The following is a 23,217-nucleotide window of genomic DNA, read 5'->3' as shown; positions in this document are numbered from 1 at the left end:
TACTTCCTTTTTAGTCGTAGCCAGCCATCCGAATGACGCTTTCTGTACTCCTGAGCCTTGTGGGCTTTCTTCTCACCATCGGCATCGTGGTCATGATTCACGAGGGCGGTCACTATTTGGCCGCCAAGTGGCTCGGCTTCGGTGTCAAGCGCTTTTCAATCGGCATGGGCCGCGTCCTTTGGCGTCGGCGTGCCTGGGATACGGAGTTTGCCGTGTCGCTGCTGCCGATCGGCGGGTATGTGGCCTTTGAAGAGGCTGATGAGCTTCGCGAGCAGGGCCGCGAGCCGACCGGCGTGTTGTTTGATTCAGGGCCGCGCTGGAAAAAGGCGATCGTTGTGACGGCAGGGCCGCTCATGAATTTCGTGCTGGCTGTCATGCTGTTTGCCACCTCGGGTGCTATCGGCGTGCGGGACATTGCGCCTTATGTGGAGCCGGCACCGGCCTCGCAGGCCCAAACGCAGGGGGTGGGCGCGATGGATCTGGTGACGGCGGTCGACGGCCGACGCATCGTGGGCGTCATGGACTTCAATTCCGCGCTTCTCGAGCATACGGGTAAGGCTGATGTGCCGGTAACGTTCTCGCGGGCAAAGACAGGCGAATCCTATGTGCGGCACTTTGATTTGTCAGGTTTGTCGCTCGACGAGGCGGCCAAGACCAATGGGTTTGTGCTGCAGAAACTGGGGTTTCTCCTCGCCGGCCGCGGCGTCACGATTCTCAAGGTTGAGGCTGACGGACCCGCCGCCGCTGCGGGCCTCAAGTCGGGCGACGTCGTTGAAAAGATCAACGGCAGCCGCGCCGACATGCAGGGATTTGCAGCCGCTATCCGAACGTCGCCCGAAAAAACAGTTCAGCTTTCAGTCAATCGTGCCGGAACGCCGGTTGAGATTTCGCTCGTGCCAAAGCGTATCCTCGACGAGAAGACTCAGTCTGCGGTCGGCCGTGCAGAACTGCGGTTCGGACCCGGCATTGAGTTTGTGACCGTTCGTCTCACGCCGCTGCAGTCGCTTGAAACGGCGTTTGACAAGGTGGTGGGGCTCACGCGTTTCCAAGCGGCGGCCGTTGGGGGCATGGCTAAGGGTGAGGTGAGCACCGAGAATCTCTCGGGGCCTGTCGGCATTGCCGGCATGGCCGGCAGCGCACTGACGGCGGGCGTCAGCGCCTTTTTGGAATTTGTGGCGCTTATTTCGATCGCCATCGGCTTCATGAACCTTATTCCGATTCCGGCTTTGGACGGCGGACAGCTCGTCATTTTGGGCATTGAGGGCCTGATGGGACGGAGTCTTGCCAGAGGACTGAAGGAAAAACTCGGTGCCGTCAGCATGGCGCTCCTTCTGCTTCTGGCTGTTTACGTGACTATGAATGATATCGGCCGACTCGGCGGATGAATGGGCCGCGCAAACGGAGAAGCGTTTCGGAGGTTTTCAGCACGCCGCGGCGGCTCGAACGGTCCGTTCCTTGTGCTAACCTTACAACAATTTTTTTCGGGCGCTGCCGGCTGACGCTTTTGTCGTTGATGCGCCCGGGGAGCCGTGCTCCCAAGCGGCCGGATACAGAATTCAGTGTTGAGAGAGAAATCGTCTTGCAGCTCCCCACTATTACCCGCCTGACGGCCGCGCTTGCCGCCGCATTCGTACTTGCCGGCTCTGCTTCGGCGTTCACGATTTCCGACATCCGCGTCGAGGGTCTCACGCGTACGGAGCCCGGTACGGTCTTTTCGCATCTTCCTTTCCGCGCCGGTGATGAATACACGGCCGAAAAGGGTGTCCGCGCCATTCGTTCCCTTTATCAGTCCGGACTTTTCCGCGATGTGTCGCTCACTCAGGACGGCGATGTTGTGGTTGTTCACGTGATGGAGCGTCCGGCCGTAGCAACCATTGAAACGCACGGCATTAAGGCGTTTGACAAGGAAGCGGTCGAAAAGAGTCTTCGTGACGTGGGGCTTGCCGAAGGCCGCATTTTCGACAATGCGACGCTCACCCGCGCCGATCAGGAACTGCGCCGTCAGTACCTCGCCCGAGGCTATTACGGAGCTTCTGTCAAAACGACGGTGACGCCGCTTGAACGCAACCGCGTGCGCATTACTGTCAATGTTGACGAAGGCAGTGCCTCGTCCATTGCTTCGATCCGCATTACCGGCAACCACCTTTACGATTCGGATGATCTGCTCGACCTGATGCAGCTCGGAACGCCGAACTGGTTCTCTTGGTACACCAAGCGCGACCTCTACTCGCGCGAAAAACTCGCCGCCGACCTTGAAACCATCCGCTCGTTCTACATGAATCAGGGCTATCTGGACTTCAAGATCGATTCCGTGCAGGTGTCGGTGGCGCCGGATAAGTCAAACGTTTACATTACGATCAACCTGACGGAAGGTGAAAAGTACACAATCCGCAGCGCTAAGCTTCAGGGCGATCTGCTCGGGCTTGATGATCAGCTCAACGCGCTCGTTACGCTCAAGGCCGGTGAGGTCTACAACGCGCAGGCGGTGAAAGACGTTTCCACCGCGCTGACCGATAAGCTTTCAACGCTCGGTTATGCCTTTGCGTCAGCCAACGCCAATCCGATTTCCAATGCGGAAGACCGTACGGTCGATATCGTTTATACGATCGATCCGGGACGCCGCGCTTATGTCCGCCGCGTGAATATCACCGGCAACAACCGCACGCATGACGAAGTCATCCGCCGTGAAGTCCGTCAGTACGAATCCGCCTGGTTCGACAGCGACAAAGTCAAGCTCTCGCGCGACCGTATTGACCGTCTCGGCTACTTCGAGAGTGTGACTGCAGAACCGAAGCCTGTGCCGGGCACGCGCGATCAGGTCGACCTTGAAGTGAATGTGAAGGAGCGTCCGACAGGCTCCATTTCACTCGGCGCCGGCTACTCCACGTCTGAAGGCATCATTTTGTCGGCAGGCTTCGCGCAGAATAACGTTTTCGGCACCGGCAATTCGGTGTCGGTCGATGTCAATACGTCTAAGTCGCAGCGTACGTATGCGCTTTCCGTGACGGAACCCTATGTGACGCCCGAAGGCATCAGCCGCACTTATGACCTCTATGACCGCAAAGTCGACTTGGAAGAGCTCGACGTTGCCGATGTGAAGTATGAAACCCGCGGTGCGGGCGTGTCTTGGGGCATTCCTTTCACTGAACTGGACCGCGTGTTCCTCGGCACCCGCGTGGAGTCGACGCACGTTGATGCGAATCCCAGATCGCCGCGGCGATATCAAAACTACGTTGAGAAGTTCGGTGATAATCCGGTGAGTGTGGCGCTCACGCTCGGCTGGTCCCGCGACAGCCGCGACAATTCACTCGCGCCGACCCGCGGCGTCTATCAGCGCCTGTCCGGTGAATTAGGGCTCCCCGGTCTTGACATTCAGTACTACAAAGCCACTTACCAGTACCAGCACTACATTCCGCTCTCGCGTACCTGGACTTTGGCTCTTAACGGCGAGGTCGGCTGGGGCGACGTCTACGGCAGTACGGATCAGTTCCCCTTCTTCAAAAACTTCTACGTGGGCGGCATCGGCTCGGTGCGCGGCTATGATTCGGGCACGCTCGGTCCGAAGGATTATTCGGCCAATTCGGACGGCGACAATCTTGGCGGTGACCGCATGATTACCGGCAATATCGAAATCCTTGCTCCGCTCCCGGGCGGCGACCGCACGCTGCGAATCTTCGGCTTCCTGGATGCCGGCTACGCGTGGGGTTACGAAGGTGATCAGCACGGCAACTACGCTCGTCAGAAGATCGACTTTGCTGATCTGCGCTATTCGACGGGCTTCGGCATTGCCTGGATTTCGCCCTTGGGCCCGCTCAAGTTCTCCATTGCATTCCCGCTCAATGACAAGGAAGGCGACGATACTCAGCGCTTCCAATTCCAGATCGGTACGGGTTTCTAAACCGTTCCCGTTCGTCGGCTGACTTTAAGCCTTTTCAGACCGCTGCACCTCTTTTGGAGCTGCAGCGGTTTTGCGTCCTGTTCCGATCAAAAAGGAAGCCTTCCCCCAATAATAGGAGAAGGCTTACAACCTTCCGGCTTTCCTCTCGGAAGGACGCGTCGCCGGGTGCTTAGAGCCCGGCAGACCGCGGCAGAAAATCTTCCCCGCAGGAAAGAATGACGACATTCTATAAACGAATAGCGGCAGGTGAATTCACGTCCTGGGCGAATACAATGTTATACAAAAGAACTAGTCCTTAAGGCACTGATTTACAGGATTTGGACTTTATTGGTACAAACCCTAATTATGCAAACACGGTTGAATCGGCTCTCAGATAAGATGAGGATCGGAAATAGGCAGGATCAAAAGCCATAAGGAAAAGGTCAAAGACGGACGGCGGCCGGGTCGTTTTGTTAATATGACCGATTCCGTTCGAGGCGCCCGATACGGTGCTGAAAACAACAAAAATGATTCGATAAGGAACATCCTCGCCGTGGAACTTCTCAACACGCTCGTCTCTGCCGTCAATAATGTCCTCTGGTCATACGTCCTGATCGTCATGCTGGTGGGATTGGGACTTTGGTTTTCTTTCCGCACAGGTTTTGTGCAGATCCGCCATCTGCGTGAGATGGTGCGTCTTGTTGCGGAGGGCGCAACAGCCAAGACAAAGAAAGGGCATATCTCTACCTTTCAGGCCTTCTGCGTTTCCACGGCGTCGCGTGTCGGCGTGGGCAATATTGCGGGCATTGCCATTGCTGTTGTGGTCGGCGGTCCGGGTGCCGTCTTCTGGATGTGGGTCATAGCGCTCTTAGGCGCGGCAACGGGGTTTGTGGAGTCGACTCTTGCTCAGATCTACAAAGTTCCGCGCCGCGGCGGCGGCTTCGTGGGCGGTCCGGCTTACTACATCGGGAATGCCCTGGGCTCTCGGTGGGGCGCCTGGCTCTTTGCCGTGCTGATATCCGTCACTTACGGCCTCATTTTTAATTCAGTGCAGGCCAACACGATGGCGCTTTCGCTCAAGGCATCTTTCGATGTGGATCCGGCTTGGACGGGGTTAGGCATCGCAGTTCTGACGGGTCTGGTGATTTTCGGCGGCTTGAACCGCATCGCACGAGTGGTGGGATGGATGGTGCCGCTGATGGCAGGGGCTTACCTGCTCCTTGCTGCGGTGGTCACCGTGATGAATATCACGCTCGTTCCGGAAGTTCTGCTCTTGATCGTCAAGAGTGCTTTCGGTGTGGACGCAGTAACCGGGGCGGCCTTCGGCATGGCGCTCATGACGGGTATTAAGCGCGGTCTCTTTTCCAACGAAGCCGGTATGGGTTCCGTGCCTAATGCTGCGGCGACGGCGGATGCGTCCCACCCCGTCAAACAGGGTTTGGTGCAGGCCTTGGGCGTCTTTGTCGACACCATGTTCGTCTGCACGGCCTCGGCCATGATTGTTCTCCTCTCGCCGGATTGGCACGGCGCTCAGCTCACTGGGATCGAACTCACCCAGCATGTACTTACGGGGCAGCTCGGTGCTTGGACCAACACCTTTATGACGGTGATCGTTCTCTTCTTTGCTTTCAGTTCGATCATCGGCAACTACTTTTACGGCGAGGTGAACATGGACTTCATCAGCCGTCGGCCGATAGCCAGCTGGATTTTCCGCGGCTGCGTGCTGGTGATGGTGTATTTCGGCAGCGTCGCGAGTCTCAATATTGTTTGGAATCTGGCCGATCTCTTTATGGCCTTGATGGCGATGCTCAACCTCGCAGCCATCGCTCTCCTTGGCCGCTATGCGTTTGCGGCAATGAAGGACTATTTCAAGCAGCGCTCAGAGGGGGTGGAGAACCCCGAGTTTGATCCGTCTGTGCTGCCGGCCACCCGCGGCATCGTCTGCTGGCCTCGCAAGAAGGATGAAGAAGTGAATTAGTTGGGTGGAAGCATTTCGTAATATTTGCTTCACAACTTTCATGTTTTGCGGCCGTCGAATGTGTTTGCATTCGGCGGCCGCGCGTTTGCACCCCCTCGATTGGGGGAGTCGGGTTAACCCCCGAGACAACACCCTATATACCTATTTATTAGTAAATAGGGACCGCCTATCGTTTCTATATCACTGCGGCAGTAGCTAACAACGGAGTTGAGAGGGGTTCTCAATTAGAACTAGACCTCTCCCATCAGAGGTCTTTAAGGATGCTGTAAGGAAAAATACAATTTCATACGAATAAAAAAAATTCCGCCGAGATGGAAGCTCATCAGACACCCGTTGAAGGGCTGCGGCGGCAGAGCATTCAAATGCTCTGGAAGGAGACCTCTTATGAACACGAAGCCTATGTTGACGGCTGTTGCCGCCGCGCTCTTTTCGCTGGGCGCATGCGTTTCCGCTCAGGCCGCTGATCTGTCGACCTGCACGACCTGCCACTCCAATATCACCAAGGCGCACGCCGGCGCCGCGCACAAGGACATTGCCTGCACGTCCTGCCACTCGGGCGTTGATCAGCACTTGAAGAAGGTGACGGATCGTCCGACGGTCAACATGGATCCGGCTACCTGCGGCGGCTGCCATCAGGCGCAGTACAAGTCCCTCTATAAGGATGACGGCCGTGCTGCTCGTCAGTCGAAGAAGGCGCCTAATGGCCCGGCTCCCGATCCGTTCTTTGACCGCGCGCTCGGCGCCCATGGCTTCACGGTAGAACATGATCTGCCGCGCGCCCATGTTTGGATGGCCATCGACCAGTTCATCGTTGACCGTGCATTCGGCGGCCGCTTCGAACCCAAGGACGGCTGGCTCTATGCCACGCTCGACGGCGGCAAGTCCTACAAGGTTTGGGATGTTCTGAAGGACAACTATCCGGACAACAACGCGCAGAAGGTCCACAAGCCCGGCACCGCGGCCGCTGCCAATGCCGTCTGCTGGTCGTGCAAGTCCACCGACGTCATGATGGACTGGGCCTACCTTGGCGACAAGGTGGAAGGCGCTCAGTTCAGCCGTTCTTCGAATCCGGTTGATGTGGTCCGCAAGGTCAATCACGCCATCAACTGCAACTTCTGCCATGATCCGCATACTGCTCAGCCGCGTGTTGTCCGCGATGCGCTGATCGATGCCGTGACGCGTGACGACAAGTCCGTGCCGAACGTCTACCGCGATGTTGCTGCACATCCGACGAAGCTCGATGTGAAGGATGTGGGCGTTCGCGGCTTCACCCGCAAGGTCGCCTATATGGACAAGGCGGACTCCAACCTCATGTGCGCTCAGTGCCACGTCGAATACATCTGCAACCCGGGCTTTGATGCCAAGACGGGCGCCAAGATCGGCTTCGACAGCCGCCTGACCAACCACTTCCCGTTTGTCAATGCCGACGAGATCGAGCAGTACTACGACAAGATCGGTTTCCGTGACTTCAAGCACAACCTTACGGGCGCAGCGCTCGTGAAGATGCAGCATCCGGACACTGAAACGTACTTCGGCTCTACGCACGACAAGGCCGGCGCTACCTGCGCTACCTGCCATATGCCTAAGGTCAAGGACGAAAAGACCGGCAAGATGTACACGGTTCACTGGGCTACCTCGCCGCGCCACTACATGCAGGAAACCTGCTTGACCTGCCACAAGGACAAGACCGCCGAACAGATGAACAAGGCGATCGATGCCATGAAGGGTCACTATGACGGCAAGGTTCGCGAAGCTGAAGCCCGCATGAACGACATGTTCAATGCCTTCGAACTCGCGATTGCCTCGGGCGTTGATGAAAAGACGCTGGATGAAGCTCGTAAGCTCCACTCCTCAGCTCACATCAATTGGGAATACTGGACGGCCGTCAACGGTGCGTACTTCCACAATCCCGAAGAAGCTCAGCGCAGCCTCGCCAAGAGTGCCAAGGCCGCTTCTGATGCGACCGCTCTGCTCCGCAAGGCCATCGCTGCCAAGGCTTCCGCCAAAGCCGGCAAGTAATAAGGCCTTTGAAGGCTGAGTCAAGTGAGAGTGTCAATTGAAAACGACGCTCTCACTTAGAGAAAGAAAAGCGGCACCGCACCGGTGCCGCTTTTTTTCGCTACAGTAGCGTTTCCACTGATCTTTCCGCCAACACCATGACCTCCACCTGGCTTCTCTACGTTATCTGCGCTTTGATGCTGCTTGCCGCCATCGTTGCGGTGCTCCCAACGGTTCTGCGCGCTAAGAACGATGTGAACGGCGAAGCGCTTGATCGCGAAGCGACCGCTTTGGCCACCAAAGCGCTGCAGGCAGAAAAAGCCAAGCTTGATGCTGACCGCTCACTCGGGCGCATCTCAGAGGCTGAGTACGAGTCGCTTTTAACAGACCTGCGCCGCCGCGTGATTGAGGAGCAAAAGCCCGCTGCGGATCCGACCGGAGCGCCGTCGTCCTCAGCGAATGCCAAGCCCTCGACGCGGCTTTCCCGCGTGCAGCTGGCCGTTTCGGTAGCTGTGCTCATCACCGTCGTTGCGGGGGGCTCCTACGCGTTTCTCGGGTCTCCCGAGATGCTCGAATTAACGAATGCCCAAAAGGTGATGGAGGGCAACGCCTCAGCAGAGCCCATCGAAGCGTATCTGAAGACTGCGCCCAAAGACGGCCGTGCCTGGGTGCTCTTCGCACACAAGAAAATTGAGGCGGGCGACTTCCGTGCTGCGGCACGTGCGCTTCGCACGGCCAGAGAAGTCGAACCGAAGATTGCTCGTGACCGTGACGTGATGCTCGAATACGGCGCTGCAGTGCTCACAGCTCAGGAGTCCGATTGGTATGCCGACGCCAACCGCGTGGTTAAGGAAGCGTACGGACTGATGGCAGATGATCCGCGCGCAGAACGTCTCGCGGTGATGGCGGCTATTGCTGCCGAGGATTGGGCATGGGCCGTTGACGTGGTTCGTGCGATGCTCCCGCGAATTCCGCCCGACAGCGGAGAATATATGCAGGCGCGTGAAACGCTGGTGATGCTTGAGGCGCGTGCCAAGGCGGCGGCTGACCAGAAAAAAACGGAAGTGAAGCCTTAAATCCGGCTCTGCGGCGATTGAGCATCTTCGGGAAGCTCATCGCTGCGGTCAAGTCAACAAAACGGCGCTCTGAGGGAGCGCCGTTTTGTTTTGGGAGGGATTTATAGGAATTCTTAGAGCTCAGCCCAGAAGATCAGAAGCAGTGCCTGACCGGTCAGAATGCGCAGGAACATCGCGAGCGGATAGACCGTTGAGTACGCCACAGCGGAGCTGTTCTTTTCTGAAAGGGTTGCCGCGTAGGCGAGTGCGGGAGGATCAGTGGTAGTGCCGGCCATCATGCCGACGATCGAGAGGTAATTGAGCGAGAAGAACTTGCGTGCAACATAGCCTACGACCAGCAGCGGAAGCATTGTGATGCAGAGGCCAAGCGCCATGTAGGCAAATCCCTCGCCGGAGGCAAACGCCTGCAGGAAGCCGTCGCCGGCGGCAAGCCCCACGCTTGCCAGAAAGAATGCAATGCCGAGTTCGCGGAGCATCAGGCTCGCCGAATTGGTGGTGTAGGTGGCGAGCCGCAGATTCGGTCCGTAACGGCCTAGCAGAATGGCCACGATCAGCGGACCGCCCGCCAAGCCGAGCTTCACCGGCACCGGAATGCCGGGGATGGCAATCGGCAGGACGCCGGCAAGAATGCCCAGTGCGATGCCCACGAAGATCGAGATGATGTTCGGATGGTCGAGTTTGTGCGACTGGTTGCCGACGCGAGCCGTAAAGCGCATGATGGCGCGCTCCGGCCCCACAACGCGCAGGCGGTCGCCGAGCTGCAGATGGATGCTGCGGTAGGGAAAGAGTTCCATGCCGGCGCGGAAAAGGCGCGTAATGTTGAGGCCGTCGTAGTGCGACAGGTGCAGATCGCTGATCTTGAGGCCGTTCACCTTGGGGTCGGTGACGAGCACGGTTTCGGAGTGGATCGGCGAGTGCTGAATCTGCAGGTCAACGCCGAGCGCCTCTTTGCCGAAGAAAGCGACGATGCCGGCCTTGTGTTCGCTCTCCGAGACAATGCGGAGGACGTCGCCCTTAAAGACTTCCGTATCGGGGCCGGGACTGCGGATTGGACCGCCGGGAGACTGAATGCGGGCGCAGACAAACGGACGGTTGATGAACTGACGAATCGACTGAATCGTCTGGCCGTGGAGAAAGTCGTTGACGACTTCAACATAAAAGGAGCTGGGGGCTTCATTTTTGTCCGCCTCGTCGGCTTCCCAGGCTTTGTCTTCTTCGGCGAGATTCACGCGGAAGATGATGCGGATAATGATGGCCGAAACAATGATGCCGACGACGCCGAGCGGATAAGCGCAGGCATAAGCCACCGCAATGTCCGCTCCTTCCCAGCCCATAACGGCGAGCGCCTCCTGCGTGGCGCCTAAGCCAGGGGTGTTGGTGACGGCGCCAAAATGCACGCCGAGCATCGTCGGCAGGTCAATCAGGCCCGCTGTGAGTGCCCAGAGCAAAATCGTCACCAAGATGGAGAGCACAATGGCACCGGCAGCAAGCCCATTGAGGATGATGCCGCCCGACTTAAAACTCGAAAAAAACGAAGGGCCGACCTGCAGGCCGATGAAGAAAATGAAAAGTATCAGACCGAAGTCGCGCAGGAAGGTTAAAACGTGCGGTTCGATCGCCATGCCGAAGTGTCCGGCGGCAAGTCCGACAAAAAGCACAAATGTGACGCCCAGAGAGACGCCGAAGACTTTTATTCTCCCGAGTGCAAGCCCGACGGAGATGACGAGCGCGTACACCAAGACGATGTGCGCGATCGACGTGGGGGAGGTGAGAACGGATTCCATGGTGGCGGGTGCGGCTCAAGTGCTTCGCGAGGGCAAGCCTTGGACGCTTTAGATTTGTGATGAACCCGCACAGTCTAATCCGTTGTAGGTATCTCTTAATGAGGAGTCTGGGGACGCCTCAAAGTTTGAATGTGTCTTTACGCGATTACAGGACCAAAAAGGCGATAGGGCTTGTGCGCCTTATACGTAAACTGTCGGCGGATCGGCATCCGTTTTTTGCTGCACCCACGGCGTTCTCCCCCAAACGCCTTCGGGCGAGAGCAGCGAGTCGAGCGCCTGCTCGGCCTGCCGGAGTCCTTCGGCAGCCTGCTGTTCGCCCACTTCGAGCGTTGTCCAGAAGGTGCCGAGCAGCATTGCGCGGGCGAGCGCTTGTCGGGAAGTCATGCGTAAAAGCAGCTCTCCGGCGATTCGGCGGAAATAGTCAAGCGCTTCTTCGTCGGTGAGCATATCCGCAGCCTGAGCTTTGGTGATCAGCGCTGCACCGAGCGCCAGATCCCAGCCGCGAAGCGCCGTCCAGTCGAGTTTGCCGCGGAAATGGTCAGCCGCCATCCGCTTGCGGCGCATGCGCTCGAGGAGTTCAGTATTTTTAGGCACCACTTCAAAGCCGCTCCAGCCGAGACCGGCTTCGTTGCGCACGAGGTGCTTCACTGACGATGCAGCCATGATGCGGCGGAAATCTGCGCTTGCGCGAGATCCTTCCACCAAAAGCAAGAACCGCTCGTGCAGATCCTCGGCGCTCATGATGTCAAGGTCCGAGGACAATTCATGCAGCAGATCGCCCGCGGAATATTCGGTTGCGGGAATAGCGCCTTCGGCCCAGCCTTCAAAAAGCAGCGGAAATGCCGCGGCCGTGCGCGCAACTTCAGCAAACGGGATCTCTTCCCAAGCAAATTCCCGCGGGGGCTGCGGATCCGGACCGGTATGCGCGGCAAGGGCGGCATCCAGCGCCTTGAGAATGGGCGACATGGCTGCATTGGGTTCGAGAATTTCGAGCGTTTCTTCTTCAAACTGCATGTCTCAGAGTCTCAAGGCAGGAAAATAAAGCGCTTGGGAGCGATGATTTCGGCGGGCAAACGGAGAAGTCAGAGCGATCATCGTCCGCGCGTGCGTCCGCTCTTGCGGTGTTTGTTGTCAAACTTGGCGAAAGCGCCTGAACGTCTTGACGACTGATTGTCGCGGGTAAAACGCTTTTCAGGCAAGCTTCGCTTGCTGGCGCTCCTTTTCTCCGAGCTGCGGCGGCGTTCGTCAGGATGTGTGTCTGCGCTGCGGCCGGCCGCTTCGGCGGGGGGAGCGGTCTTTATCATCGTTCGGGGCGCACGGGCGCGAACGAAGTCGCCTTCGGGCGTGATGGTCATTTCGCAGGGATTGGCCTTGCAGTGGAAATACGCCTTAAAGCGTTCGCCGGCCGAGTTGACCAGAACGAGCGGTTCAGGCCGAAGCAGCGCTCGGGCCGTGGTCTGAAGGATTTCGGGGAACGCCTTGAGCATTTTGGGACAAAGCTTCAGGGAAGCGCGCACGCAGTGCCGGCAGGTCATCAGGTCGGCTTTGGGCGCCGGTTTGATTTCAAAGGCCGGCATGGTTACCCGAGCGCCGTGAACAGCATAAAAGGCTGCAGCCCGATCGTTGGCAGTATTGGCTTTGAAGCCCAGAATACGTTCGGGGTAAGGCGAAGCATCATCCCAGGGAGCTCGGCGGGGTTTTTCGCGTTCCGCTTCCCGAAGCGCTAGCAGGTCGTCTGCAGCGGCGCGACGCAGCTGATTGGCAACGCTTGCCGGCACAAACACATCCAGATCTTCTGGAATGAATATGTTGGCGGCCGCAAAGGGCGTATCGCCCAAACGTGAGAGCTGCGCGCGCAGATTGGCGCGGTTTTTGACCAAATCCGAGGGCGTCTGCAGGTCGAGTGCAACACTTGCAGCGGCGCATCGGACGCCGTCCGAGGCGACCAGATCCAGGCCGTCTTCGTGCGTCGTAAAGATGAGATCAATGGGGATTTTGCGTTCGGCCGTTTTGCCTTCCATCATGCGCAGAAAAGCATGATCTCGATTGCGTTTCAATACTAAGCCCGGACGCAGGCCGTCCATGCGGCGCCGTTCGAGCGTATGGAGCATCCACAGATGGGGGATGGGCTTGCCGGCCTTATTGAGGATGGGTTCCGCACGATTGACCGCAATGCCTCGAATTTCTTCATCGTCGGCCAGGTACGTGAGACCGTCGCCGTTGGCGAAGGTGACGCCTGGGAGGCTTTTGACGATGATGCACCCGGGCAGCACCTCTTCGACCACTGCAGCGGGTTCGCCCGCATGCTTAGGACTTTCAAGTTCGGCGAGCTCGTAAGGCTGGTCGTATTGGCGGCCGTGCACGAAATAGTCCGTCTGCCCGCGGTTGAAAACTTTCTCGGGGGCGGGCTCAAACGTGAAGACGGAGTCGCCCTGCGACGTGCGGGAGAGTTCCGGGCGGCGGGCAATGATTTCGTCGAGCTTGCGGCGGTAGAACGCCGTGACGTTTTTCACGTAAGCCGCACCTTTAAGCCGTCCTTCGATTTTGAAGGAGGAAACGCCCGCATCGATCAAAGCTTCCAGATTCGCACTCTGATCGTTGTCCTTGAGCGAGAGCACGTGCTTGGATTTGGCGAGCTCGGTGCCGGCTTCGGTATAAACATCGTAGGGCAGACGGCAGAGCTGAGAGCATTCGCCGCGGTTGGCCGACCGCCCGGTAAGCGCCTGACTCATCCAGCATTGACCCGAATAGCTCACGCAGAGAGCCCCATGCACGAAGAATTCAATGCGGGCGTGCTGAAGCTTGGCGCGGACGGCGGCAATTTCCGGGAGCGAAAGTTCGCGCGCGAGCACGAGCTGAGAGAACCCGACGGATTCAAGAAACGCTGCTTTTTCGGGCGTTCGAATGTCACACTGCGTTGAGGCATGCAGTTCAATGTCGGGAAGCGGGCCTTCGAGCAGTCCCATGTCTTGAAGAATGAGAACGTCAGCGCCGGCATCGGCGAGCTCGAAGGCTAGTTTGCGCGCAAGCGGGAGCTCCTCATTCGTAAAGAGCGTGTTGAGCGCAAGAAATACCCGAGCGTTGAAGCGGTGGGCATAAGCGGTCAGTCGGGCAATATCGTCGAGTGAATTGCCTGCCGCTGCCCGAGCGCCAAAAGCCGGACCGCCGATATAAACCGCATCGGCGCCGTGATCGATGGCGGCTATGCCGGCATCGGCGTCGCGAGCAGGCGCAAGCAGCTCGAGCGCAGTCGGCGCCGGAGCAGTCCAGATGCCGGCGTGAAGGGTCACTTGGCCGCTCCCTGTGCGATGCGGCCCTTCACGGCACATTTCGGAATGGCCAGATACTCGGCGAGTTCTTTATCGCCTGCGCGGCGGGCAAAGTCTGCCGGCGACTGACCGGTATCCGTACAGTAGTCACGATAGGCGCCCGCCTTCAAAAGCATCGTGACGGCAGCCCGGGAGGGTTTTCTTGCCGCCATGATCAGCGGCGTTACCCCCGACGACGTCTGGATATTCGCAGAGGCTCCCGCCTTCAGCAGCCGTTCAATGAATTCCGTGCGGCCTTCCGTAGCGGCATAGTGCAGCGGCGTCCAGTTGCCGCCGCGCTGAGGATCGGCTCCGGCAGCGATAAGCTCATCAAAGAGCTCATCCTGCCCCTTGAAAACAGCGAGCATCAGCGGGGTTTCGCCGAACTTATTGAGGTCGTTGACATTGAGTCTGCCGCTCTTTAAAAGCGCTTCGGCGACGTCGTAGTTCTCCGCTCGAACGGCATAAGTAAAGCCCGTGTCACCGTTTTCCATGCGGAAGTTGGGTGACAGTCCCTTTTGCAGGAGCTGCTTCAATGTTCTCGTATTTGCGCTGCGGACAGCCTGACGGATGGTCTCAAGCTGAGCCGAAGTCAAAGGGTTTTCCGCTTCATTCTTGGAGGCGATATCGTCCCATCCAAGGCCGGAACTGCCGGCTGCGGATGCCGCAAGAACGGGCTCCGTAAAAAGGGAAGAAGCCGAAGAAGCCAGAAGGAGCGAGCCGCACAGAAGCGTGGCGGCGAATTGTCGAAGAGCCATAGCGCAGACGGATTCACGATAGAAAACGTCCCAAAGGATAACACTAGAACCGGATGACGCTTGGTCATTGGGATTCCAGGTTTCTGTTAAGACTGGTAGCCGCTCACTTGAGCGGCGGTTTGGCCAAACGAAATCCTTTAATGATTTTGGCTGTCCGACATCTTCGGCGACAGCTGCGTATCTGATTCTTCGGATCGCCAGTGGTCCGCAGCATAGGCCCAGAAACTTTCCGCAGTGCGTGAAAGCAGACGGTTTTTCTTTCGCACGAGCCGGTGCCGAGCCAGCCGAACGGGCGAAACGGGGATGAAGACAAAGCCGGGTGTTTCACGAATGGTCCATGAGCCTTCAACGCAGAGCAAATTGCCCAGTCCTGCTTTCACCAGTGTGAGCGCGTTTGTCATAAGGTTGTGGTAGCCCGCAATTTTGAGTGGTTCCGGCCCGCCGTTAAACCATTGATGCAGTGTATCGATGACGATATGCCGCCGAGGCAGAATGAGCGGAAGTTTCACAAGTTCATCTTGCGTGAGCGCGGGAAGCTGGGCTTCTGGGGAATCACTGCGAACCACGACACCCCATCGGTCCACTGAAGAGAGCGGCAAGGAATCGTATTTGGCAGTCTCGACAGGTTCAAGCAGAATGCCGACGTCCAGACGCTCTTCATCGAGACTGCTGCGAATATCGTCGCCATCGGCGCAATAAAGCTCAAATTCCGCTTTCCTGACGCCGGGTGTTGATTGCTGCCACTTCGCGAGGAGCTGTGAAAGTTCCTGCGCAGCAGAAGATTCAACGCAGCCGATCCGGACGATGCCGCCGGTGAAGCCGCCGGCTTCTTTGAGTTCGCGCTGCGTGCGCTCGGCAAGCGAAAGCATTTCTTCCGCACGGACTTGGAACAGTTCGCCTTCATCGGTGAGAACAATGCCGTGGCGAGTACGCTCGAAAAGCTTGCATCCGCAAAAGGACTCGAGGTCCTGAATCTGACGCGTGAGTGCAGGCTGAGAGAGATGAATGAGTTCCGAGGCGCGCGTAATGCTGCCGGTTCGACAGACGGCTTGGAAGGCTTTGAGTTGACGCAGGTTCATCAAGGCGCTCCGAAAAGTGCTGTTTGGCGGTCAGAAAGACATCCCGAAAGAAATGGAGGCCCAGATTTCATCACAAGCTCTGGAAAAGACTCCAAATCTTCCTTGAATGCTAAGGCAAAGCGGCCAAGACAATTCTGGCAATTAACTGCCCGTTTATAGCGTCGTACTGCTGCGGCCGATGCTTGGAGGTCAGGTCATCGCATCACGAGTATTGCCATGCCGAGGCGCGTTCGCATCGTCCTCAAAGAGCGGTTCACGCTCAATTTCACTGCGGAGCAGATGAAAGAACCGCTTCCGGCAGCCCGAAAAACTTCACCGTATTGCAGCAGGTCTGCGCGAGCACTTCGTCAAACTCCAAGTGCTTTGCGAGGGCAATGGCGCGGGCGACTTCCATGCTGTGCCAGGGTTCACAGCGCTTTCCGCGATAGGGCACCGGTGCCATGTAGGGGGCATCGGTTTCGATCATGAGTCTCTCGAGCGGAAGGGCTGCGGCAATGGCGCGCAGCTCGGCATTCTTCTTGAAAGTTAGGTTCCCCGTAAAACTGACATGTCCGCCCGCGTTGACAACGCCTCGAGCGGTTTCAAGTGTTCCGCAGAAGCAGTGCATTACAAAGCCGACTTCGCCGGCATCTTCGCTTTTGAGAATGTCGAGCGCCGCGGCTTCAGCATCACGGGCATGGACGATAAGCGGTTTTTGAGCGCGGCGTGCAGCTTCAATGTGACGGCGAAAGCGATCGCGCTGCCAGTCCAAGGGTTCCTTGCACCAATAAAAATCGAGCCCGGTTTCACCGACCGCTACCATGCCGGGTTCTGAAGCACGTTCGGCGATTTCATCCGCATCGGCTTCGCGGGCATCCGGATATTCCGGATGAACTGCCCAGGCGCCGAAGAGAAAGCCGGGGAAACGATCCAGCAGTGCGCGAAGCGGTTCGATATCCCGGTCTTCGCAGCCGATCGTCACAGCCGCCGTCATGCCGGCATTTTTCATGCGGCCGATAACCGCGTCGAGATCTTGCGCAAATGCGGGATCGGTAAGGTGACAGTGCGAATCAATGAAAGGCGTCATGAGTGTTGCAAGGAAGTCAAACGACATCGTTGGCAGCCAGTTCGCGCGGATTCTCGGGAATGACCTTCAGATTGAGGAGCCCAAAGAGACCATATACGACTGAGAGCACCAAGAGGAACAGGCAGTGCGGAAGAATATCGGCAAAGAGCGCTCCGTCCTGAGCCGCGGCAACGGAGGCACGGATGGCGTGAGTTGACGGAATCAGTTCTGCAAGGGCGGCAACGGCAGGATGAAGGTTGGCCGTTGGCCATACTGCGCCGGAGATGAAGAGTGCGGGGGCTGACATGACCACGGTAACTGGCGCTGTCCAGCAGTTCGAACGGATGAGTGTAACAATCATGAAGCCGAAACCGACGACGGCTGCGGCATAGCACGCCCCGGTCAGAATAACACCCCAGGGTGTTGCCATCGCGCCGTATTGGCCAAACCAGAAGCCGAAGCCTTCCATGTAGAGGAACCAGCCAAAAGCAATCATCCAAAGTCCGAAGGCTATGCCGAGGCCTTCGTTCCAGGGGCGGTCGACGGCATCGCACACAAATTTGCGCCGCGGATGACGCCAGAGCCAGCCGCCGAGCGACATACCGATGCCCATGAGCATAACGGCCTGAAGGATAATCGGGCCGACAGCCGGCACGGTGTAGTTGCCGTAGCCCGAAATTTCGTTGAAGCGGTACTGGAACTGCATCTGCGGCGCAGTATTGGCCGATGCCAAGAGCGAGGCGGGCGGAATGCCCGGCGTCTGCGACGAGGCCTGATCGATTTTGAGTTCTGCGTCGGCTGCTGCGGCAGATACGGCAGCCTGAATAGCGCGAGTCTTCACGGGATATGCAGCGCTGCCCAAAATATGGAGGGTAGTGTTTTCGCCTCGGGCGAGATGCTCGGCATAGCCGTGCGGAATCGTTACCACGACGGTTTGTCCCTTGCTGCGGAAGGTCTCCATTGCCGGACCCGGGTCGCTCGATACGCTTAGGATCGCCGCGGCCGGCGCTGCGTCAATGGCTTCAATCAGTCGGCGCGACGCCGAAGATCCGTCAAGGTCCACGATCTCTACAGGTACATTTTCGATCTGCTGAGTGCTGTAGGGCCAGCCGTAGAACACGAGATAGAAGGCTACAGCGCCGCCGAAGATCGCGATGGTGTCGCGCGAAAGGAAGGCGCTTCGCACTGTCAAGGCAAAACTCTTCCAGAATCCGGTTCGCTGGCCAGAGGCCGCGGGGTGCGCCTCGAGGGACTTCTCGAGCGCCGCGGTCAGATTGGAGCTCATCTGCTCGGTTTTCTTTAAGCGCCGCATTCGGCGCGCAAAGAGCGGTCCGGCAGCCGCAAAGAGAATAATGGGGAAGGCTGCAAGGGTAAGCTGCGTCTGCGCAATGGCGCTCAAGGGGCTGCCGAGCACCCATATCTGCGCCTGTGCCTGCAGGTAATGTGTGAGCGGCAGCAGCGACCCAAAAAGCTGCGCGCCGGGCGTCATCGAGTCAAGAGGGAAGGAAAAACCGGTGAACGGAAAGGTCGGCGCGATAAGGCAGATGCCGGCAGAGAGTGCAATGACCCAGGTGGGTGCAATTGAAACAACCAGCGCGGCGAGCCCGGCCATTGCCAGTATGAGGAGCCAAGAAGCGGTGAGCCAGAAAATGATCGGCCCTTCTGCGCCCCAGCCGGCTGCGCCGGCAAAGGCCGCTACCCATACGGAGGAAGCCGTGCAAAAAACGATGACCCAGGGAAGGAGCTTCCCCGCCAATACGGCTGAGCCCGAACCCTGCGTCAGTTTCATGAATCTGCGGATGCCGCCAGCGCGCCACTCTCGCGAAAGCATTGAAATGAAGGCGAGAAGCGCTCCGAGCGCCAAGACGCCGGGAATAAAGGTGGGCAGCAGATACGCGACGAAATTGAATGCGGGATTGCCTAAAAAGTAGACGTCCGGCGTCGTGATGCGCAGATGACGGCTGTTCTCAGCGAAAGTGCCGCCCTGCGTAGTCGCGTTCACCGCCGCATGTCCGATGGCCAGCGTGGATAGCGCGGTCTTGAAATCCACCTCCAGAAGCGTGCCGACGGCGTACCAGCTCTTATTGAGGTCGATGGAGACTGGAGCGCCCGCCCCGCGGCGGCGGTCAGTCTCAAAATCCTGAGGGATCGTCACGACGGCGAAGACTTTGGAATTCTTCAGCGCACGATCGGCCGAAAGCGAATTTTCGAATTGCTCGAGCTTGATCGACGGCAGGGCGTCAAGGGCTTGAGCAACACTGCGGGAGGCCGCCGACTGATCAAGGTCAACGAGTGCGACGGGCAGCCCTGACAGTGTTCCGGCGTTGAAGGCAAACCAGAGCACTGCGCACCAGAAGAGCGGCGCCAGGATGGCCGTAAGCCATTCCACAGGGTGTGTGAGCACCTGCTGAATTTCAAGCCGAGCGGCGGCAGCAACATGCCGGAACCAAGCAGTCATGGCAAGCGCCTTGAGGTTACTGAAGTTTGTCAAGCTGACTGCGGTCGATGATGACCGTCATGCCGGGACGAAGATCGGGGTTGGGGGCGCTCGGTCTGGCGCGCACTTCAAAGGTGCGCAGGTCGTAGCCCGAAGACTGACGCGTTGCACGCCAGGTGGCATAAGTGCCGCGCGGATTGATCCAATAGACCGAAAAATCCATGTCGGCGCCGAGCGCCGGTATGTTGGCCTTCAGAATGGTGCCGACTCGGATATTTTTCAGTTCATCCTCACGAATATTGAAGACCGCCCAGCTGTCGGCCAGATCGGTCACCAGCACGACGGGAAAGCCAGCAGGAACCACTTCTCCCGCATGCATCACAACGCGGGTGACTTCACCTGAAGCCGGGGTGCGGACTTCCGCTTCGCCGGCAAGCGACGAGGCTTCAGCAACGCCGCCGGCGGCCTGAGCGGCCAGAGCTTCCGCGGCCGTCTTTTCCTGCCGGCGGGCACCATTTTCAAGCGCCGTCACTTTGGCGGCCGCCGCGGCAGCGAGTTCGCTCGACGCTTTCAACTGAGCTGCGGCTTCATCGCGCTTTTGCGTGCTTACGAGACCATCCTTAAAAAGCGCGGCAACGCGGGTGTTGGTGACGCGGGCAAGATGTTCGCCCGCGCGTGCCCGGGCGAGGTCCGCCCGCGCCGCATCGAGCTCTTCGGTTCGCGCGCCTTCCTGAGCCATGTCAGCTTTGGCGGCAGCGGCTTCGTGAAGCGCCTTGGCCTGGGCAACCTTGGCTTCAATTTCGGGCAGCGTGAGACGAGCCACCGCGTCGCCGGCTGCAACCTGGTCGCCTTCCTTGACCGTTACGGCAGCCAGACGGCCGGGCACCTTGGCGGCGACGGAGACGGTGGTCGCATCCATCAGCCCCTGAAGCGGAACGGGAGCCGGGTGCATGGCCTGCCAAATACCCCAGCCGATGAACACGAAGGCGCCCACGAGCACCGCTCCGCCGAAAACTGCTGGAAGGATCGATGATGCTGAAGGACGGGAGTCATGCTTGGGTGCCGGCGCGGCAGGCTGCTGCGATGTAGTCATGGCGAGAGGTGAAAGATTCTGAATAAGGGAGGGCTGCGGCGGCCTCATTTTTCAGGGACGGCCGCATCCAGAAAAAAAGGATCGTTTGATCAGCGCTTCGCAGACGCTTGGGTTTTGTGCATCTGCTGGGCATTCACAAAGTCAGAGCGGCCGAGCGTTGCTTCAAAGTCGGGCATGACGCCTGCAGTGGCGTGAAGCATGGCCCAAGAGACGACAAACTTGTAGGCGGCCGCACGCTGAGCAATTTCTGCGCCCACGAGCTGCGTGCGGGCTTCGCGCAGATCGATTGCGGTTGAAAGGCCTTCGGCAAAGCTCGCTTCGCGCAGCCGCAGGTTTTCTGCAGCCAGCGACATCGTCGAGGTGGTGAGCTCAAATTCCTCTCGTGCCTGAGTGGTGCGCAGGAAAGCGGCTTCAATCGCCTGTGCGAGCGAATTGTCCGCTTCAGCACGGGCGGCTTCCGCCTGCGTCACTTGAGAGCGAGACGCAGCGATGTTGGAAAAACGATCGCGATTGTCCCAGAGCGTGAATTTCACGCCGATGCCGACCATCCAGTCGGGCTCCACAACCGTGAGGTAGTGCTTGACGAGATTCTTCATGCCGAAAGCAAAGACTTGCGGATGGAAGGCCGCTTCGGCTGCGCGGACACCTTCTTCTGCCTGACTGCGTTTGGCGTCAATCTGCATCAAAACGGGCGAATTGAGCCGAGCACGGGACTGCCAGTCGTCGAGTGTGCCGAGGTCGCCCTTCAGAATAAAGAGGGGTGTTGCAAGCTCGGGGAGTTTATTGAGCCGCAGCGACCGCATGAGTTCAGATTCGGCCACGCGCGCGTTGGTTTCGGCGGCGATGAGTTCACGGCGCGCCGCATCGCGGGAGACTTCCACCGACATGCGTTCGATCTTTGAAATCATGCCCTTGACTTCAAAGCGCTTGGCGCGCTGCACTTCTTCTTCTTCGTCGGAAAGCATCTCCCGGCGAAGGTCCTCAACGGAGCGCGCGAGCTGCACGCCCCAATAACGGGCGGCGAGTTCAGCATCCTTTGTTTCAAGCCGCGAGGTCTGTGCGGCTGATGCCTCGCGAACCTTGTGCTCGAGGAGGTTTTGCTGCGCCGTAATGAGCCCGCCCGTATAGATCGGCCAGTTGGCTGAAATCATCGCCCGCGGGCCGCTCAGGTCGTATTCGGTGCTGTAGGAAAGCACGTTTTTGTGCAACATGCCGCTTATGGGTTGGGGAATGTCGAGGTTGAGTTCGATGTCCTTACGTCCTTCAACCTGCATCGCCACGAGATCCACCTTGGGGCCGGAAAGCGCTTTGGCGCTGTCAGCCGCATGGCGAGCGCGCTCTACATCAGCGGCATCTGCGCGAAAGACGTCTGCACGCTCATGGAACTGCTGCCGAGCCTGTGAAAAGCTCATGGCATCGGCGCTGCCTGCGGGCGCAGCCAATACGCCGGTGCAGGTGAGCGCAGAAGATATGAGCAGAACATGTAAGGCGGAAGAACGAAATGCGGGCAGCATGGCGCAGATCTCTAGGCGGTAGTGAAGAAAGGGAAGCGGCACGGACGTGAGTTAGGTAATCCGTATAGCAGTGAGTGTGCCGCATGATACTAGCTTTAGGCGGTGCGGCCATACACACGTTTGATGTCAGCAGCCAAAAAAGCGCTTGTTTGGAATGATCAGCGGCGATGAACACCCAAATAGATCGAAGAGCGGCAGCAGTGTCTGATGAGTGAAGACGGCTCGGTTGCATGACGTTACGGAGTTGAGCCGAGGCACCGTCGAGTCGGTGCTACTATGACCGGCTGTGAGAGGCGGACTGAAGGCACGGGCAACGTGACGTCGGACGGCTCTCCGACAACGAACTACAAAAAGGAAGGTACTCCATGCAGTACTCTAAAGATATTTATACCGAGAATCCGGCGGACCCCGATACCCTCGCCAATCTCGGCCCTTTGGCGCCGCTTGCAGGCACCTGGTACGGCGATCAGGGCGTGGATACGCATCCCGTAGCTGAAGGCACGGAAAGCGAACCCTTTGTCGAAACGCTGACCTTTGAACTGCTTGATCCGCAAAACAGCGGTCCGCAGCAGCTCTACGGTCTGCGTTATCACGTTGCCGTCACGAAGCCGGGCGAACTCACCGCATTTCATGATCAGGTGGGCTACATTCTCTATGAACCCGCTTCCGGCAAGATTTACATGACGCTTGCTATTCCTCGCGCCCAAGTAGCGATGGCCGAAGGGACCGCCAAGCCCGGCGACAAGCAGATCCATCTGCGCGCCGAACGCGGTTCCACGGTGAACGGTATTTGTTCGAATCCGTTCCTGGAAAAGAATTTCCAGACGACATCGTGGGACGTGACCTTCACTTTCAACGATGACGGCACGATCTCTTACGAAGAGGATACGGTGCTGGTGATTCCGGGCGTTCCCAAAGAGTTCCATCACACCGACAAGAACACGCTCAAAATGATTGCAGCGCCTCGTCCCAATCCGATGATGGTGGAAGAGGGTCTGTGCAACCGCAATCCCAAATAATCGATTCGGAAGCGGTCGTACGCTTCCTAAGCTTTCAGTGAAGAGCTGATCGAAAAAGAGAAAACCCGCAGAGTGATTTCTGCGGGTTTTCTGCGCTCAGAGGATAAAGTGATGGTCTGAGGCCGATGTCATTTCGGCCTCAGGCCCGTTCAACGGATTACGGACGATACATGAATTCGTCGACAGCCTTTTCAAGATCAGCCGGACGTTCATTCTGAGCAAGACCGTGCTCGTAGGCGTAGGCGGCAACC

General features: G+C 58.3%; 15 protein-coding genes. 6 read left to right on the top strand and 9 right to left on the bottom strand.

The features are described 5' to 3' along the window. Nucleotides 1–32: 32 nt before the first annotated feature. The 5 genes from rseP to ccmI all read left to right on the top strand — a co-directional run bounded on the left by rseP (nt 33) and on the right by ccmI (nt 8,929). Nucleotides 33–1,385, top strand: a complete 1,353-nt coding sequence (gene rseP / locus DES29_RS09515) for an RIP metalloprotease RseP (protein WP_021995300.1) — start codon at nt 33–35, stop codon at nt 1,383–1,385. Nucleotides 1,386–1,579: 194 nt separating this feature from the next. Continuing rightward, nucleotides 1,580–3,898 carry an outer membrane protein assembly factor BamA gene (bamA, locus tag DES29_RS09510; protein ID WP_113854811.1) on the top strand — a complete coding sequence of 773 codons (2,319 nt, stop codon included), beginning with the start codon at nt 1,580–1,582 and terminating at the stop codon, nt 3,896–3,898. 532 nt (nt 3,899–4,430) lie between these two features. Beyond that, nucleotides 4,431–5,855, top strand: coding sequence for an alanine/glycine:cation symporter family protein (locus tag DES29_RS09505; RefSeq protein ID WP_046446483.1), 1,425 nt, complete (start codon nt 4,431–4,433; stop codon nt 5,853–5,855). Between the two features lie 384 nt (nt 5,856–6,239). After that, complete coding sequence (locus tag DES29_RS09500; RefSeq protein WP_021995296.1) at nt 6,240–7,874, top strand: ammonia-forming cytochrome c nitrite reductase subunit c552; 1,635 nt, start codon at nt 6,240–6,242, stop codon at nt 7,872–7,874. 137 nt (nt 7,875–8,011) lie between these two features. Further along, a complete protein-coding gene (ccmI, locus tag DES29_RS09495) occupies nt 8,012–8,929 on the top strand; it encodes a c-type cytochrome biogenesis protein CcmI (protein WP_113854806.1) in 918 nt (305 codons plus the stop codon). A gap of 113 nt (nt 8,930–9,042) precedes the next feature. On the opposite strand, the gene DES29_RS09490 is transcribed toward ccmI, so the two are convergent. The 9 genes from DES29_RS09490 to DES29_RS09450 form a co-directional block, all read right to left on the bottom strand. Next, a complete protein-coding gene (locus DES29_RS09490) occupies nt 9,043–10,713 on the bottom strand; it encodes a putative transporter (RefSeq protein WP_113854805.1) in 1,671 nt (556 codons plus the stop codon). Nucleotides 10,714–10,893: 180 nt separating this feature from the next. Next, entirely contained in the window at nt 10,894–11,727 is an 834-nt protein-coding gene (locus DES29_RS09485; RefSeq protein ID WP_021995870.1) for a DUF1266 domain-containing protein, read from the bottom strand. 77 nt (nt 11,728–11,804) lie between these two features. Beyond that, the gene (locus DES29_RS09480) at nt 11,805–14,003 is read right to left on the bottom strand and encodes a peptidase U32 family protein (protein ID WP_113854804.1); all 2,199 of its coding nucleotides are present in this window, start codon (nt 14,001–14,003) and stop codon (nt 11,805–11,807) included. Further along, a complete protein-coding gene (locus DES29_RS09475) occupies nt 14,000–14,779 on the bottom strand; it encodes an ankyrin repeat domain-containing protein (RefSeq protein ID WP_016474739.1) in 780 nt (259 codons plus the stop codon). The genes DES29_RS09480 and DES29_RS09475 overlap by 4 nt, the downstream gene beginning before the upstream one ends. Before the next feature lie 137 nt (nt 14,780–14,916). After that, on the bottom strand, nt 14,917–15,858 hold the full coding sequence (locus DES29_RS09470; protein ID WP_016474738.1) for a LysR family transcriptional regulator: 942 nt from the start codon (nt 15,856–15,858) through the stop codon (nt 14,917–14,919). Between the two features lie 265 nt (nt 15,859–16,123). Then, nucleotides 16,124–16,951 carry a TatD family hydrolase gene (locus tag DES29_RS09465; protein ID WP_016474737.1) on the bottom strand — a complete coding sequence of 276 codons (828 nt, stop codon included), beginning with the start codon at nt 16,949–16,951 and terminating at the stop codon, nt 16,124–16,126. Further along, nucleotides 16,941–19,361 (bottom strand): ABC transporter permease, encoded by a 2,421-nt coding sequence (locus DES29_RS09460; protein WP_113854803.1) that lies wholly within the window; start codon nt 19,359–19,361, stop codon nt 16,941–16,943. The genes DES29_RS09465 and DES29_RS09460 overlap by 11 nt, the downstream gene beginning before the upstream one ends. A 16-nt stretch (nt 19,362–19,377) precedes the next feature. Continuing rightward, nucleotides 19,378–20,433, bottom strand: coding sequence for an HlyD family secretion protein (locus tag DES29_RS09455; RefSeq protein ID WP_236578904.1), 1,056 nt, complete (start codon nt 20,431–20,433; stop codon nt 19,378–19,380). Between the two features lie 89 nt (nt 20,434–20,522). Continuing rightward, a complete protein-coding gene (locus tag DES29_RS09450) occupies nt 20,523–21,947 on the bottom strand; it encodes a TolC family protein (protein WP_016474734.1) in 1,425 nt (474 codons plus the stop codon). 365 nt (nt 21,948–22,312) lie between these two features. Here DES29_RS09450 and DES29_RS09445 point away from each other — a divergent pair, with 365 nt between their 5' ends. After that, complete coding sequence (locus DES29_RS09445) at nt 22,313–22,966, top strand: heme-binding beta-barrel domain-containing protein (protein ID WP_005429730.1); 654 nt, start codon at nt 22,313–22,315, stop codon at nt 22,964–22,966. Nucleotides 22,967–23,217 lie beyond the last annotated feature (251 nt).

The organism is Sutterella wadsworthensis, assembly GCF_003315195.1.
In the GTDB taxonomy this organism is placed as follows: Bacteria; Pseudomonadota; Gammaproteobacteria; order Burkholderiales; family Burkholderiaceae_F; genus Sutterella; species Sutterella wadsworthensis.
Note: the sequence above shows the minus strand (reverse complement) of the source record. Positions and strands in the feature narration are given on the sequence as shown.